This is a genomic window from Absicoccus porci (assembly GCF_003725415.1).
GTDB classification, from domain to species: domain Bacteria; phylum Bacillota_I; class Bacilli_A; order Erysipelotrichales; family Erysipelotrichaceae; genus Absicoccus; species Absicoccus porci.
Window position 1 is genome coordinate 190,902 of record NZ_RJQC01000001.1, and the last position, 14,391, is coordinate 205,292.

Below are 14,391 nucleotides of genomic sequence, written 5' to 3' on the forward strand. Positions count from 1 at the left end.
ATCAAAAGGCGTTTGTTCCACCTAGCCCTTAGGAGGCGAATGCTCTATCCAACTGAGCTACAGAAACGAATGTAGTTCAGTGAAATCATGGATCGTTTCAACATGATTCTTCATAAAATCGCGACGATTCCAATCATTTTCAATACCGATGCAACGAATACCTAAGGAACGAGCGGTTTCAATCGCGTACATGGAATCTTCAAAGACAATGGTATCTTTTGGTTGTGCATTTAATTTGTTTAAAGCATATTCATAGATTTCTGGTTCTCGTTTGGTCATATGTAATTCTTCAGCTGAAAAGATTTCTTTCATGGAATCATACATATCCAATCGTTGGAGAACGGTCTTGGTAAGATGAAAATCATTGGATGTTACAACCGCCATGGTTGTTCCTTTTTTTGCTTGTTCATGAACAAACTCAACTGCACCTTTAGTTGCTGGTACATGATGTTGATATTGGTCGATCACAAAGGCCATACAAAAATCATTCATTTGTTGAATGGTGGCATGTGGATAGAAATACTTCTTGATATAAACCAGTACTTCACTAAATCGTTTAGCCATAAAGGTTTGTTTAGCGCGTTCAAAGTCCATATCAATGTGAAGCTCTTTAAATAAGGCTGTAATCGCATCTTCCCATACATACATGGATTGAATCAATGTATCATCTAAATCAAATAATATCGTTGACATAGTTTCTCCTGAAATGGCGCGCCCGACAGGAATTGAACCCGCAACCTTCAGAATCGGAATCTGACACTCTATCCTATTGAGCTACGGGCGCACAACAGTATTATAACATACTCTATATTGAATGCATGACGAAAAGTATGATATAAATACACATGGAAGTTTCAAAAGGAGAGAAAAAATGGCGAAACGTATTATTCAAGTTCAAGAAAAAGTTCCTTTTCGTTTATTAGCACCATTGAGTCTGCAACATATGTTTGCGATGTTTGGTGCTTCGGTATTGGTTCCCTTTGTCTTAGGAATCAATCCAGCTGTTGTGCTATTGATGAATGGAATTGGGACCCTATTGTTTATTTTGATCACAAAAGGAAAAGCTCCTGCTTATTTAGGAAGTAGTTTTGCGTTTTTAGGCCCTGCCTCGATTGTCATCGCAAAATTTGGTTTTCCTTATGCCCAAGGTGGTTTTGTCGTCACTGGTCTTTGTGGATGTATTCTTGCCTTTATTATCTACAAAGTAGGAACCAAATGGATCGACATTGTCTTACCAAGTGCAGCGATGGGACCGGTTGTCGCTTTGATTGGTTTGGAGCTTTCGAGCAATGCCGCTTCGAATGCCGGCTTGTTAGATAAAGTGATTGATCCTGCCAATGTGATCGTATTTGCGGTAACGTTAGGTGTAGCCGTAGTTGGATCGGTTTGTTTCCGTAAATTCTTAAGCGTTATTCCAATTTTGATTGCGATCATATGCGGTTATATTGCGGCCATCTGTGTGGGCATCGTTGATATGACTCCAGTAAAAGAAGCATCCTTCTTTATGTTGCCACAATTTCAAGCACCGAAATTTGATATCCATGCGATCTTGATGATCTTACCTGTACTATTGGTCATTACTTCGGAGCACATTGGTCACCAAATTGTAACCAGTGAAGTCGTTGGTCGTGATTTATTAAAAGATCCGGGCTTGCATCGCTCTTTGTTTGCGGATAATTTTTCCAGTGCCTTGAGTGGATTGGTTGGATCGGTTCCTACCACAACCTATGGCGAAAACATTGGGGTCATGGCCATTACGGGTGTCTATAGTGTCCAAGTCATTGGTGGTGCTGCTGTCTTATCCATTATTTGTTCGTTTATTGGTCCATTATCGGCTTTGATTCAAACCATTCCGGGACCGGTCATTGGTGGTATTAGTTTCTTATTGTATGGAATGATTGGAACGTCTGGATTACGTATTTTGGTCGATAATCATGTTGATTACTCCAAAAGTATCAATATGATCTTAACATCCGTTGTCTTTGTGACCGGTTTATCCGGTGTTACGATTCATTTAGGAACGGTTGAATTAACCGGTATGGTCTTGGCCTGTGTCGTAGCCATGCTTCTGAGTTTATTATTCTATCTTTTTGATAAACTCCATTTATTGAATCCAGAAGAATAAGTGCTTGTGATTAATCAAGCACTTTCTTTGTATTTATGATAGAATTGTCTATATATTATGGAGGAGAAGAAATGGAAAAAGAAACCAATAGTAAGAACTTTATTGAACGAATTATCGATGAAGATCTTGCTGCCGGAACATATACAAAAGTCGTTACGCGATTTCCACCAGAACCCAATGGCTATTTACACATTGGTCATGCGAAATCCATCTTACTAAATTATGGACTTGCCCAAGAATATCATGGCGATTTCCATTTACGTTTTGATGATACCAACCCAATGAAAGAAAACAATGAATTCGTAGAATCCATTGTCAAAGATGTGGAGTGGTTAGGTGCCAAATATGTAGGAGGCGTACGATTCGCATCCAACTATTTTGATCAGATGTATGAGATTGCCATAAAATACATCAAAAAAGGGGTGGCTTATGTAGATGATTTATCAGCTGAAGAAATTCATGCCTATCGTGGCACATTGACGGAACCTGGTAAAGAATCCCCTTATCGTAATCGTTCGGTTGAAGAAAACTTAGACTTGTTTGAACGAATGAAAAATGGGGAATTTGAAGATGGTTCAAAAACATTACGTGCAAAGATCGATATGGCTAGTCCCAATATCAATATGCGTGATCCCATTCTTTATCGTGTAGCCCGTATGACCCATCATAATACGGGTGATAAATGGTGCATTTACCCAATGTATGATTTTGCCCATCCAATTGAAGATGCCATCGAAGGTGTTACGCATTCTATTTGTACATTGGAATTTGAAGATCATCGACCTCTTTATAATTGGGTCGTTGAACAAGCAGAATTTCCAAATCCACCAAAACAAATTGAGTTTGCGAAGATGTATTTGACCAATGTCATTACCGGAAAGCGTTACATCAAACGTTTGGTTGACCAAGGCATCGTGGATGGTTGGGATGATCCTCGTTTAGTCACGATTGCGGCTTTGCGTCGTCGTGGATTTACCCCTGAATCCATTCGTAATTTTATGGAAGCAGCCGGTGTATCCAAGAGCAATTCCAGTGTGGATTATGCGATGCTGGAACACTTTGTACGTGATGATCTAAAACCAAAAGCGCCTCGCTTAATGGCCGTCTTAGATCCAATTAAATTGGTCATTGATAACTATCCAGAAGGACAAGTGGAATATTTGGATGCCCCATTAAATATGGAAAATCCAGAATTAGGCAATAAGAAAGTACCATTCTCTAGAGAAGTATGGATCGAACGAGATGACTTTATGGAAGAACCACCAAAGAAATACCGTCGTTTCTTTGTGGGCAACGAAGTGCGTTTGATGAATGCTTATTTTGTGAAGTGTACCGGTTTTGAAAAAGATGAAGATGGAAAAGTGACAGTCGTTCATGGAACCTATGATCCAGAAACCAAATCAGGTACGGGATTTACAGGACGAAAAGTCAAAGGTACCATTCATTGGGTAGATTGTGGACATGCCGTACCAGCAACCGTTCGCTTGTATGAAAACTTAGTGGATGAAGAAAAAGGTGTCTACAATGAAGATGGATCGGTCAATTTGAATCCAAATTCATTGACGATCTTGAATCCATGTTATGTGGAAGAAACCATCAAGAATTACACCAATGGGGATCGTTTCCAATTCGTTCGTTCAGGTTACTATAATTTGGATCCAAAAGATAGTAAAGACGATGCATTGGTATTCAATCGAATTGTTTCTTTGAAGAGTTCCTTCAAGTTGCCAAAAAAATAAGTCAAGTCGAAAGACTTGGCTTTTTTCATGGTATAATGAAAGTAACAAAAACATCGATAGAAAGGAGGATCTATATGAATCTCGATGTAATGAAAAAACTAACGTATGGTTTATTTGTGTTGACGGCAAGAGATGGCCAAAAAGATAATGGTTGTATCATTAATACAGCCGTGCAAGTGGCCAGTGAACCCAATACCATTTCTATTTCGGTCAATAAAGCGAATTATACCCATGATATGATTCTAAAGACAGGAAAATTCAATGTATCAATCTTAAGCGAAGAAGCAAAGTTTGATACCTTTAAACATTTTGGTTTCCAAAGTGGACGAGATGTGGATAAGTTTGCCGAAGTTGAAATTTCTCGAGCTGACAATGGCATTGCGATCATTCATAATGAGCAGACAAATGGGTATCTTTCCGGAAAAGTCATTCAATCCATTGATTTAGGTAGTCATACCTTATTTATTGCTACTGTAGAAGATGGAGAAGTATGGAGTGATACACCTTCGACAACGTATGCGTATTATTTTGCGAACATTAAGCCAAAACCGCAACCAAAACCGAAACAAAAAGGTTGGATCTGTACCATTTGTGGCTATATCTATGAAGGCGAAGTCTTACCGGATGATTTTATTTGTCCCGTTTGTAAGCATCCTGCATCGGATTTTCAACCATTATAAAAGAAAACAGGAGCTAAACTCCTGTTTTAATTTTGTAGATCTTTTTCCAATCGATCAATTCCCACTTGAATACGACGAAGACTTTCTTCTTTACCTAATACATACGCAATCTCAAAAGCACCACCTGGTGTTGCACGTTTACCCGATAGAGCCGTACGAATAGGCCATAAGACTACGCCATTTTTGACTTCCAATTGAGTTGGTAATTTCATCATTTCTTCACCAATCGCATCCACACTATCCCATTGATCAAAGTCTTTTAATAAATCATAAGCAGCTTTTAAGGAAACGAGGGATTTTTCTTTGGTCGATTTTTGACGTTTATGTTTGTACATCTCCAAATCATAATCTTCTGGTAGTTCTTCAAAGAAATCAATCTTTTCCGTGATTTCCTCTTGATCAAACCGATCAATGCGGGATTGGATCAATTCGGCAATATATGGAAGATCCAAATCTTTGGTGATGACTTTCTTTAAATATGGTTCTACCTTTTGATAGAAGACATCCTTTGGCATGGCTTTGATATATTCACTATTCATCCAAGTCAATTTATCGATATCAAAAATGGCTGGACGTTTTGAGATACGATGGGTATCAAATACTTGGATCAATTCATCCATACTGAAGATTTCTTGATCATTTTCTGGTGACCATCCCAAAAGGGCAATGTAGTTGATGATCGCATCGGGTAAATATCCCTTGGCAACTAGGTCTTGGAACGAGGCATCGCCATTTCGTTTGGATAATTTATGATGTTCATCTTTCATAACAGGTGGAACATGTACGTAAATTGGACGTTCCCAACCAAACGCATCATATAAAAGATTGTATTTTGGGGTGGATGATAAGTACTCATTACCACGAACAACATGGCTGATTTCCATTTGATGATCATCAATGACATTCGCAAAGTTATACGTAGGGAAACCATCGGATTTGATCAATACTTGTTCATCCAATAAATCGCCATCTACTTCAATATGACCATAGACTTCATCGTCAAAATCTTGGGAACCCACATGATCAATCGTTTGACGGATGACGTAGGGTTCACCGGCATCTAATTTGGCTTGAATTTCTTCTGGTGTCAAATTCTTACATGGATCATGAAAAACAAAGGATTCACCTTGTTCTTGGCGTTGTTTTTCGATTTCTTCTTCACTGCAGAAACAATAATGGGCTTTGCCTAATTTGATCAATTCTTCGGCATACCCTTTATACATTGGCAATCGTTCGCTTTGAATATAAGGACCATAATTACCACCAATATCTGGACCTTCATCCCAATTCATACCTACACTTTTTAAGGTATTATAGATAATTTCGGTTGCTCCTTCGACTTGTCGAACTTGATCTGTATCTTCAATTCGAAGAATAAAATCACCATTGTCATGTTTGGCAATTAAATATTCAAATAAAGCAGTTCGTAAGTTACCAATATGCATATATCCCGTTGGACTGGGAGCAAATCGTGTACGCGTTTTTTTCATATCAATTTCATCCTCTCGATGTTTCTATTCTACTCTAGAAGTGCCATTCTTTCAATAAATCTGAATAAGTTGAAAATCTGAATCATAGATAGATATAATGAAGACATGAAACCAAATAAAACAGCCTCTTTGATCTTAGGCTTTGCTTCCACTTTATTAGTGATTGCCTTTTTTATCATTACGTATACCCATGATCAGAAAGTCAATGAACACACGGCCAATTCCTTTCGTTTTGAAAAAGAAGTATTAGTAGTAAAGGGAACGGCTTCATCGGATAAAATTTCCTATGCGTCAATCCAAGATCTCGATTTAGTGAATCAAGTGGCAATGGATGATCCACTTCAAATGGATTATTTCAATGGCGAAGCCGATACCCAAGCCTATGGAAGCGTACGTTGTTACGTGTATGTGCATCAAAAGCCATTTATCATTATCCAAACCAAAAAACGCACCTTTGTGATCAATGACCATAGTGAAAAAGCAACTAAACAATTGTATACCAAAATTCAAGATAAAATGAAATAAAAATGCATTAGTGTCTCATTTATTTCTCTAGTTGCATAAAAGTTGCATAAAAAGATGGATTTCCATCTCTTTTTTCATATAATGAAACTATAAAGAGGAAATGAGTATGTATTTATGTATCGATTTAAAGTCATTCTATGCGTCGGTCGAATGCAGTGAAAGAGGATTGGATCCGTTTGCGGTGAATTTAGTCGTAGCAGATCCAACCCGAGGAAATGGTGCTTTATGCATGGCCATCACCCCGAAAATGAAGACGTTGGGCGTAAAGAATCGTTGCCGTATTTTTGAGATTCCCAAGGGCATGGATTATATTGTGGCAAAACCACGTATGCGATTGTATATGGAATATGCAGCCAAGATTTATAAGATCTTTCTAAAGTATGTTGCGAGAGAAGATATTCATGTGTATTCCATCGATGAATCGTTTTTAAATATTGAACCATATATGAAATTATATGGTCTATCCCCCAAAGCATTGGCAAAAAAGATTACGGATGCGATTTTTGAGCAAACGCATATTACCGCAACCGTGGGAATTGGCACCAATTTATATTTGACCAAAATCGCCTTGGATATTCTATCCAAACATGTGCCCGATAATATGGGATATCTAGATGAGAGTCTGTATCAGAATTTGTTGTGGCATCATAAACCATTGACGGATTTTTGGCGAATTGGTCCTGGTATCAGTCGTCGATTGGCACAATTGGGCATTTTTGATATGTATGATCTTGCTCATTATCCAGAAGACATTTTACATCAAACGTTTGGGATTCAAGCGGAATATTTGATTGATCATGCCTGGGGCAAAGAACCAACAACCATTCAGGACATCAAAAATTATCATTCCCAAGCGCATTCGGTTTCCAATAGTCAGATCTTGTTTGAAGATTATTCGTATCAAGATGCATATTTGATCGTCAAAGAAATGGTAGATGTCAATGTCTTACGATTGGTGGATGAACATTTAGTAACCAATCGCATTGCGTTGTATATCGGTTATTCCAAGAATTGTCGAAAGGCTTCTTCGGCAACTGCCAAAATTACGAATTGTACCAATTCCTATCGAATCTTATTGGCTGAATTTAAACGATTGTATCAACGAATCGTGGATCCGCACTATCCCATTCGTCAAATTGGTTTGTCTTTTTGTGATGTCAAGGATGAAAGATATGAAAGTTATGATTTGTTTACGGATCCAAATGCCATTGAAAAAGAAGCATCGGTCCAAAAAGCCATTATTGAAATCAAACAAAAATATGGAAAGAATGCCATTTTAAAGGGCATGAATCTGGAAGAAAAAGCAACGGCTCGAAAGCGAAATTTGTTGATTGGAGGGCACAATGCCCAATAAAAATCGAGCAGCTATTTTTCAATCGTTTGATTCTTTAAAGGGCTTAAAAGAATTATTGGCGCAACAAGAGAAGATCATTGTGAAACCAAAAATCTTGGATGAAGATGCAAGAGATGAATTGGATCGGCAAATTCATTTGATCCAACCAGGCATGATCGTATGTATCACATATTACGATGGCCAACATTATATACAAAAAGAAGGCATGGTATCCAAGCTGGATCTGAATGAAAAGTATATGCAAATTGTCAAACAAAAGATCCCGCTGATTGCTATTATCGAAATTGAAGGGGCGGGACTGGAAAGACCCTTATAAAAAGATCGATCCCAATGGATCGATGCTTTTCTTTATTCACTTTTAGAGAATTGGTCTTTACCAACGCCACATAATGGACAAGTAAAGTCAGCAGGAAGATCTTCCCATTTTGTGCCTGGAGCAATACCATTGTCAGGATCACCTACAGCTTCATCATATGTCCATCCACATACATCACATGTATATTTCATCCTTCATTTCCTCCTTATCTTTACTATACAAAAAAATTTGGTCTTTGGCTATATATATGCCTCGATAAAAAAATTAAGAAATATGGTATAATGAGCAAACTATGGAGGGAAAAAGCGATGCAAATAACGGTAGTAGGGGGAGGCAAAGTTGGATTTACTTTGGCTTCACAACTCGAAAAAGAGGGACATGACATTGCCATCATTGACAATCGTTTAAAAATCATAGAAAAATGTGATGATCAGTTGGATGTTCTTTGTATCCATGGAAATGGTGCGAATGTGAATACACTCAAAGAAGGCAACATTGAAGAGGCCGATATGATGATTGCGGTGACCGGCAGTGATGAAGTGAACTTGATTTGTTGCATGTTGGCAAAAAAATTGGGCGTAAAGAACACCATTGCTCGTGTTCGAAATCCAGAATATGTCAATTCGATCGAATTATTAAAAGATGAATTGGGATTGTCCATGAGCATCAATCCCGAATGAGGGGCTGCTCGTGAAATTGTTCGCTCTTTACATTTCTCACAAGGTGTCCATGTGAGTACATTTGCGAAAGGACGCGTTGAAATTGTCGAAATCATTGTTGGTGAAGATAGTTCTTTAAGCAACACAAAAGTACGAACAATTGGATCTCGACATCATGGACATGTATTGATTTGTGCTGTCAATCGGGGAAAAGAAGTCATCATTCCCGATGGTGAATTTGTGATTCAAAAAGGCGATCGCATTTCTGTGATTGGTACGACCCAACATATTGAATCTTTCTTGATCACGACGGGTATTTCAGAATATCGCAATTTTAATGAAATCATGATCGTTGGTGGTGGACGCATCACGTATTATCTAGCCAGTATGATGTTGGGTATGAATATTCGGGTCAAGATCATTGAAAAGAATCCGGATAAGTGTCGACAATTGGCTCTACAGTTCCCAGAAGCCAATGTGATTTTAGGCGATGGATGCATTTGTTGCTTTAACAGATAACGATGAAGAAAATGTTATTATTTCTATGTTTGCGGCTAGCCAAGGTGTAGGACGTGTCATGCCAAAAATCAATCGAATGTCTTTGGAATTCTTATTGAAAAAATTTGATATGATCAATTCCGTATCACCAAAATACATTACGGCCAATCGAATCGTTCGTTATGTACGAGCCATGCAAAATGCGGTCGGATCCAATATCGAATCCTTGATCACGTTAAACGATAATACGGTCGAAGCCTTAGAATTCAGGGTCCGGAAAAATTGTAAATTTATTGGCGTTCCATTAAAAAATCTGACCTTTAAACCAGGTATATTGATTGGTTATATTTCGCACAATGGACATCCGGAAATTGCCAATGGAAATAGTTCGGTGCAATTGGATGATACGATCGTTGTCGTTAGTTCGATTTCAAAGTTGAGGGATTTAAATGATGTCCTGGCTTAGATATGAATTTCGAAAACTGAATTGGCATGTCATTCTGAATGTGATTGGTCATGTTTTGTTGGCATTGGCCGGTCTACTGATTGCTCCTTTGATTTGTGGCTTGATCTATCACGAAGATATTTCTTCGTTTGTGATCGTGATTATCCTTTCATTGATCTTAGGACTTCCATTTTCGCGAGTCAAAGTCAATCATGCATCCTATTTTGCACGGGATGGCTTGATGGCTGTTGGCTTATGTTGGATTGTTTTATCCATCATTGGTGCCTTGCCATTTTATCTTTCCGGTACCATTCCTCATTATATTGATGCCTTATTTGAAGCCGTATCCGGCTTTACAACGACTGGATCCAGTATTCTGACCGAAGTGGAATCTTTACCGAAATGTATGTTGTTTTGGCGCAGTTTCACCCACTGGATTGGTGGTATGGGTATCTTGGTTTTTGTCTTGGCTATTTTACCAAAATCCAATGATCGTTCCATGCACATCTTACGTGCTGAATCACTAGGTCCCGTTATTGGCAAGTTGGTTCCTCGCTTACGTCAAAGTGCGATGATCTTATACTTAATGTATATGGGATTGACCATTATTGAAGTCATTTTATTGTTGCTGGGGCATATGCCATTATTTGATGCGTTATGCAACACGTTTGGTTCTGCTGGAACTGGAGGCTTTAGTGTAACCAATCAAGGCATTGGCGAATACCATAATGCCTATTATGAATGGATCATTGGTATCTTTATGGCTTTATTTGGCGTAAACTTTAATTTTTACTTTTTCTTAGTGATCCATGATTTTAAAAATGCCTTTAAACTGGAAGAAGTAAAGACCTATTTCTATGTCATTCTTACATCTACGATCCTAATTACGATTAATATTTTATCGATGTATAAGTATGATGTCGTACGTTCCATACGCCTTGCCTTTTTCCAAGTTTCCAGTATTATAACGACCACTGGTTTTTCATCTTGTAACTTTGACCTATGGCCAACCTTATCAAAGATGATCTTATTGTTGTTGATGGTATTGGGTGCTTGTGCTGGATCAACCGGTGGTGGTGTAAAAGTAAGCCGTATGATGATCGTGGTTCGTCGTATCAAAGCCGATATTCAAAGAAGCGTGCATCCACAAAAGGTAAAAGTGATTACGTTTGATGGCAAAGCGGTTCCAGAAAAAGTCGTCGATCAAATCATGAGCTATTTTGGCTGTTACATTTTGATCATGAGCATCTGTTTCTTTTTCGTATCGATTGACGGATTTGATATGGAAACGACCATTTCCGCTTGTGTTTCTTGTTTAGGTAATATTGGACCTGGATTTAAAGTAGTCGGGCCTTTTGGTAATTTTCATGCCTTTAGTGACTTATCTAAATTGGTATTATCGTTAGCCATGTTGATTGGTCGATTGGAAATTTTCCCAATACTTATCTTCATTGCACCATTGATTGGACATGGACATAAGAAAAAGAAACGTTCCAAAGAAGAAATATATCTATATGATGAAAACAACATCTAGTTAGCTGGATGTTGTTTTTTTAAAAAAAGAATCGACCTTTTGGTCGATCCTATTCTTGATCTTGAATTGGTTGTTCAAAACGATTCTTAGCTGTGCTTGTTGGAACCGGTGTTGGATAATTACCAGAGAAACAAGCATCGCAATAATCATGATGATTAATCAGTTTATACAATTGATCCAAAGGCAAGTATTCCAAAGAATCAGCATCAATGATCTTACAAATTTCTGGTACCGTATGATGACACGCAATCAAGTTTTCTTTGGAATCAATATCCGTACCATAGAAACAAGGATTTAAGAACGGTGGGGCAGAAATACGCACATGAATTTCTTTTGCACCTGCATCTCGTAATAAACGAACGATTTGCGCTGAAGTGGTTCCACGAACGATGGAATCATCGATCAATACGATGCGTTTACCTTTGATTTCACTTGAAATGGGATTCAATTTGATATGGACTTTATCCATCCGCGAGTTTTGACCCGGTGAAATAAACGTACGACCAATATAACGGTTCTTCATAAATCCCATCACATAAGGAATGCCAGAAGCTTGGCTATAACCTAACGCGGCATCCAAACCAGAATCGGGCACACCAACGATGGCATCGGCTTCCACAGGGCAAGCTTCCCATAAGACTTCACCTGCTTTTTTACGGGCTTCATGAATGGAAATTCCATCAATGACAGAATCTGGCCGGGCAAAATAAATATATTCAAAAATACAAATATGTTTCTGTTTTTTATGAATGTGGTGACGATAACTTTGTACACCATTTTGATAAAAGACCAACATTTCACCTGGTTCCAAATCACGGATGAAATGTGCATTCACAACATCAAGAGCACAGCTTTCACTCGCAACTACATACGTTCCATCATCGCATTGTCCATAACATAAAGGACGGAAACCGTGTGGATCACGTACAGCGATCATTTTGGAAGGAGACATAAACAATAAGGAATAGGCACCTTCTAATTGATCCATGGTACGACGAATGGCTTCTTCGATGGATCCTGTTTTTAAGCGTTGTTGCGTGACTAAATACGCAATTGTTTCTGTATCTGCGGTTGTATGGAAAATGGCACCACCCAACTCTAATTGATTGCGCAATTCATAGGCATTGGTCAAATTGCCATTATGAGCCAAGGCCAAAGGACCTTTTTGATGGTTCACTTCCAATGGTTGGACATTGGCACGATTCGTTGCACCCGTTGTTCCATAACGACAATGTGCAATCGCCATTTTTCCTTGCGGTAAAGAAGCCAGATCTTCTTGATGAAAGACATCACTCACTAGACCCAAATCTTTTTTTGAATAGAATAAGCCATCTTGATTGACGACAATGCCACAACTTTCTTGCCCACGATGTTGAAGGGCATACAGGCCATAATAAGCCGTTTTCGCTACATCCATGGGTTGTTTCGCATAGACACCAAAGACACCACATTCTTCATGTATCATAAATTTCTCCTTTAAAGACAAAAAGTCGAGCACCCAAAACCATTTGTGTACCCGACACTTTGTCGTTTACGAACACATTATCAACGACAAAGTTTTTTTTGTCAAGCATCGATACTTGAATATCCCATCAAGTATGTATCGACCTCTTTTGCGGTTTTTTTGCCTTCCGCAATGGCCCATACGACCAACGATTGACCACGACGGCAATCGCCAGCTACAAAGATATGTTCATCTTTGGTCTGATGTTTTTCATTGGTCGCAAAGACATTTCGTGGGGTCATCTCCAAATGGAAATCTTTTTTGATCGTATCTTGTACGCCCACAAAACCAGCCGCAATCAATAATAGATCACAAGGCAATATCTTTTCGGAACCTTTGACATTTTGTAACTTGCCATCTTTGAATTCGACTTGAACCGTTTTAACAGCGGTTAATTGACCATCTTTTTGAATGAATTCTTCAATGGTTGTTTGATAGATTCGAGGATCATGACCAAATTTATAAATGGCTTCTTGTTGACCATAATCGGTCTTACAAACCTTTGGCCATTCGGGCCATGGATTGCTGGCGGCTCTGGTATCCGGTGCTTTTGGCATCATTTCCAATTGGGTAATGGACTTACAACCATGACGGATACAAGTACCTACACAGTCATTACCGGTATCACCACCACCAACAACGATTACATGCTTGTTTTTCGCACTCACATAAGGTGAATCCGTCAATAAATGCTTCGTATTTTGGCTTAAGAAATCAACCGCAAAATAGATACCTTTCGCATCACGACCTGGACCCTTCAGATCACGTGGCTCTTTGGAACCCGTACAAAGTACGATCGCATCGTATGCTTTTTCCAAATCTTTTCGTTTGATATCTTTTCCTACTTCGGTATTACAGATGAATTTAATACCTTCTTTTTGCATCAAGGTGATCCGACGTTCTACATAGGTCTTATTGAGTTTCATGTTCGGAATACCAAACATCAATAGACCGCCTGGATAACTATCTCGCTCATAGACTGTGACTTGATGTCCACGTTGATTTAATAAATAGGCAACGGTCAATCCAGCTGGACCAGCACCAATTACGGCCACTTTCTTTTCCGTATGTACAGTTGGAATTTTCTCTTTCATCCAACCATGTTCATAGGCATATTCAATGATTGCTTTTTCATTATCATGGCAAGTGACAGGTTCTCCATCAAATCCATTTAAACATGCTTTTTCGCAAAGAGCAGGGCAAACCCGACCTGTGAATTCAGGGAAAGGGTTTGTCTTAAATAAACGAGAGAATGCAAAATCCATTTGGTTACGATAGATGGCATCATTCCATTCCGGAATTAGATTATGCAAAGGACATCCTGTAACCATGCCTTTGAGCTCCATAGCGGATTGGCAATAAGGAGAACCACAATTCATGCAGCGAGCGGCTTGTTGACGACGCTTCTCAAAAGGAAGATCTTGTTGGAATTCACAAAAACTTTTGATGCGATCCTTTTCATCCATCCAAGGATTCGCTTGACGTTCATATTCTAAAAATCCTGTATATTTTCCCATACGTC

General features: G+C 38.7%; 15 protein-coding genes and 1 tRNA gene. 10 read left to right on the plus strand and 6 right to left on the minus strand.

All coding sequences use genetic code 11. The features are described 5' to 3' along the window. Positions 1–57: 57 nt before the first annotated feature. Positions 58–693: an HAD family hydrolase gene (locus EDX97_RS01070; RefSeq protein WP_128519356.1), complete on the minus strand. Its 636-nt coding sequence runs from the start codon at positions 691–693 to the stop codon at positions 58–60. Positions 694–707: 14 nt separating this feature from the next. Continuing rightward, a tRNA-Arg gene (locus EDX97_RS01075) sits at positions 708–784 on the minus strand. Positions 785–871: 87 nt separating this feature from the next. Between EDX97_RS01075 and uraA the strand changes: the two genes are divergently transcribed. From uraA to EDX97_RS01090, 3 genes are all read left to right on the plus strand, one after another. Further along, on the plus strand, positions 872–2,125 hold the full coding sequence (gene uraA, locus EDX97_RS01080) for a uracil permease (protein WP_128519357.1): 1,254 nt from the start codon (positions 872–874) through the stop codon (positions 2,123–2,125). Positions 2,126–2,196: 71 nt separating this feature from the next. Then, positions 2,197–3,864: a glutamine--tRNA ligase/YqeY domain fusion protein gene (locus EDX97_RS01085; protein ID WP_128519358.1), complete on the plus strand. Its 1,668-nt coding sequence runs from the start codon at positions 2,197–2,199 to the stop codon at positions 3,862–3,864. Between the two features lie 74 nt (positions 3,865–3,938). Then, positions 3,939–4,544 (plus strand): flavin reductase, encoded by a 606-nt coding sequence (locus EDX97_RS01090; protein WP_128519359.1) that lies wholly within the window; start codon positions 3,939–3,941, stop codon positions 4,542–4,544. A 26-nt stretch (positions 4,545–4,570) separates the two neighbouring features. Here EDX97_RS01090 and gltX read toward each other — a convergent pair whose 3' ends face one another. After that, positions 4,571–6,034, minus strand: coding sequence for a glutamate--tRNA ligase (gene gltX, locus EDX97_RS01095; protein WP_128519360.1), 1,464 nt, complete (start codon positions 6,032–6,034; stop codon positions 4,571–4,573). Between the two features lie 105 nt (positions 6,035–6,139). On the opposite strand from gltX, the gene EDX97_RS01100 reads away from it, so the two are divergent. From EDX97_RS01100 to EDX97_RS01110, 3 genes are all read left to right on the plus strand, one after another. After that, positions 6,140–6,559, plus strand: a complete 420-nt coding sequence (locus EDX97_RS01100; RefSeq protein WP_128519361.1) for a hypothetical protein — start codon at positions 6,140–6,142, stop codon at positions 6,557–6,559. A 106-nt stretch (positions 6,560–6,665) separates the two neighbouring features. Further along, entirely contained in the window at positions 6,666–7,913 is a 1,248-nt protein-coding gene (locus EDX97_RS01105; RefSeq protein WP_245977970.1) for a Y-family DNA polymerase, read from the plus strand. Beyond that, entirely contained in the window at positions 7,903–8,229 is a 327-nt protein-coding gene (locus EDX97_RS01110) for a YolD-like family protein (RefSeq protein ID WP_128519363.1), read from the plus strand. The genes EDX97_RS01105 and EDX97_RS01110 overlap by 11 nt, the downstream gene beginning before the upstream one ends. Positions 8,230–8,261: 32 nt before the next feature. On the opposite strand, the gene EDX97_RS01115 is transcribed toward EDX97_RS01110, so the two are convergent. Next, entirely contained in the window at positions 8,262–8,420 is a 159-nt protein-coding gene (locus EDX97_RS01115) for a rubredoxin (protein WP_128519364.1), read from the minus strand. Positions 8,421–8,537: 117 nt separating this feature from the next. Here EDX97_RS01115 and EDX97_RS11960 point away from each other — a divergent pair, with 117 nt between their 5' ends. From EDX97_RS11960 to EDX97_RS01125, 4 genes are read left to right on the plus strand one after another with little or no spacing between them, the layout of a single operon-like run. Further along, positions 8,538–8,909 (plus strand): NAD-binding protein, encoded by a 372-nt coding sequence (locus tag EDX97_RS11960; RefSeq protein WP_245977971.1) that lies wholly within the window; start codon positions 8,538–8,540, stop codon positions 8,907–8,909. Between the two features lie 51 nt (positions 8,910–8,960). Further along, entirely contained in the window at positions 8,961–9,407 is a 447-nt protein-coding gene (locus tag EDX97_RS11965; protein ID WP_245977972.1) for a TrkA C-terminal domain-containing protein, read from the plus strand. Next, entirely contained in the window at positions 9,379–9,852 is a 474-nt protein-coding gene (locus EDX97_RS11970; protein ID WP_245977973.1) for a TrkA C-terminal domain-containing protein, read from the plus strand. The genes EDX97_RS11965 and EDX97_RS11970 overlap by 29 nt, the downstream gene beginning before the upstream one ends. After that, positions 9,839–11,365, plus strand: a complete 1,527-nt coding sequence (locus EDX97_RS01125; protein ID WP_245977974.1) for a TrkH family potassium uptake protein — start codon at positions 9,839–9,841, stop codon at positions 11,363–11,365. Before EDX97_RS11970 ends, EDX97_RS01125 begins: the two co-directional genes overlap by 14 nt. Before the next feature lie 49 nt (positions 11,366–11,414). Here the strand turns inward: EDX97_RS01125 and purF are convergent, their stop codons facing one another. Together purF and EDX97_RS01135 are read right to left on the minus strand one after the other, a co-directional pair. Continuing rightward, complete coding sequence (purF, locus tag EDX97_RS01130) at positions 11,415–12,830, minus strand: amidophosphoribosyltransferase (RefSeq protein ID WP_128519366.1); 1,416 nt, start codon at positions 12,828–12,830, stop codon at positions 11,415–11,417. 101 nt (positions 12,831–12,931) lie between these two features. Then, complete coding sequence (locus EDX97_RS01135; protein WP_128519367.1) at positions 12,932–14,386, minus strand: glutamate synthase subunit beta; 1,455 nt, start codon at positions 14,384–14,386, stop codon at positions 12,932–12,934. Positions 14,387–14,391: the final 5 nt, after the last annotated feature.

What these genes read in the sequence shown, in the direction of transcription:
- EDX97_RS01070 (WP_128519356.1), bottom strand. Translation starts at nt 693, where the DNA reads ATGTCAACGATATTATTTGATTTAGATGATACATTGATTCAATCCATG.
- uraA (WP_128519357.1), top strand. Translation starts at nt 872, where the DNA reads ATGGCGAAACGTATTATTCAAGTTCAAGAAAAAGTTCCTTTTCGTTTA.
- EDX97_RS01085 (WP_128519358.1), top strand. Translation starts at nt 2,197, where the DNA reads ATGGAAAAAGAAACCAATAGTAAGAACTTTATTGAACGAATTATCGAT.
- EDX97_RS01090 (WP_128519359.1), top strand. Translation starts at nt 3,939, where the DNA reads ATGAATCTCGATGTAATGAAAAAACTAACGTATGGTTTATTTGTGTTG.
- gltX (WP_128519360.1), bottom strand. Translation starts at nt 6,034, where the DNA reads ATGAAAAAAACGCGTACACGATTTGCTCCCAGTCCAACGGGATATATG.
- EDX97_RS01100 (WP_128519361.1), top strand. Translation starts at nt 6,140, where the DNA reads ATGAAACCAAATAAAACAGCCTCTTTGATCTTAGGCTTTGCTTCCACT.
- EDX97_RS01105 (WP_245977970.1), top strand. Translation starts at nt 6,666, where the DNA reads ATGTATTTATGTATCGATTTAAAGTCATTCTATGCGTCGGTCGAATGC.
- EDX97_RS01110 (WP_128519363.1), top strand. Translation starts at nt 7,903, where the DNA reads ATGCCCAATAAAAATCGAGCAGCTATTTTTCAATCGTTTGATTCTTTA.
- EDX97_RS01115 (WP_128519364.1), bottom strand. Translation starts at nt 8,420, where the DNA reads ATGAAATATACATGTGATGTATGTGGATGGACATATGATGAAGCTGTA.
- EDX97_RS11960 (WP_245977971.1), top strand. Translation starts at nt 8,538, where the DNA reads ATGCAAATAACGGTAGTAGGGGGAGGCAAAGTTGGATTTACTTTGGCT.
- EDX97_RS11970 (WP_245977973.1), top strand. Translation starts at nt 9,379, where the DNA reads ATGGATGCATTTGTTGCTTTAACAGATAACGATGAAGAAAATGTTATT.
- EDX97_RS01125 (WP_245977974.1), top strand. Translation starts at nt 9,839, where the DNA reads ATGTCCTGGCTTAGATATGAATTTCGAAAACTGAATTGGCATGTCATT.
- purF (WP_128519366.1), bottom strand. Translation starts at nt 12,830, where the DNA reads ATGATACATGAAGAATGTGGTGTCTTTGGTGTCTATGCGAAACAACCC.
- EDX97_RS01135 (WP_128519367.1), bottom strand. Translation starts at nt 14,386, where the DNA reads ATGGGAAAATATACAGGATTTTTAGAATATGAACGTCAAGCGAATCCT.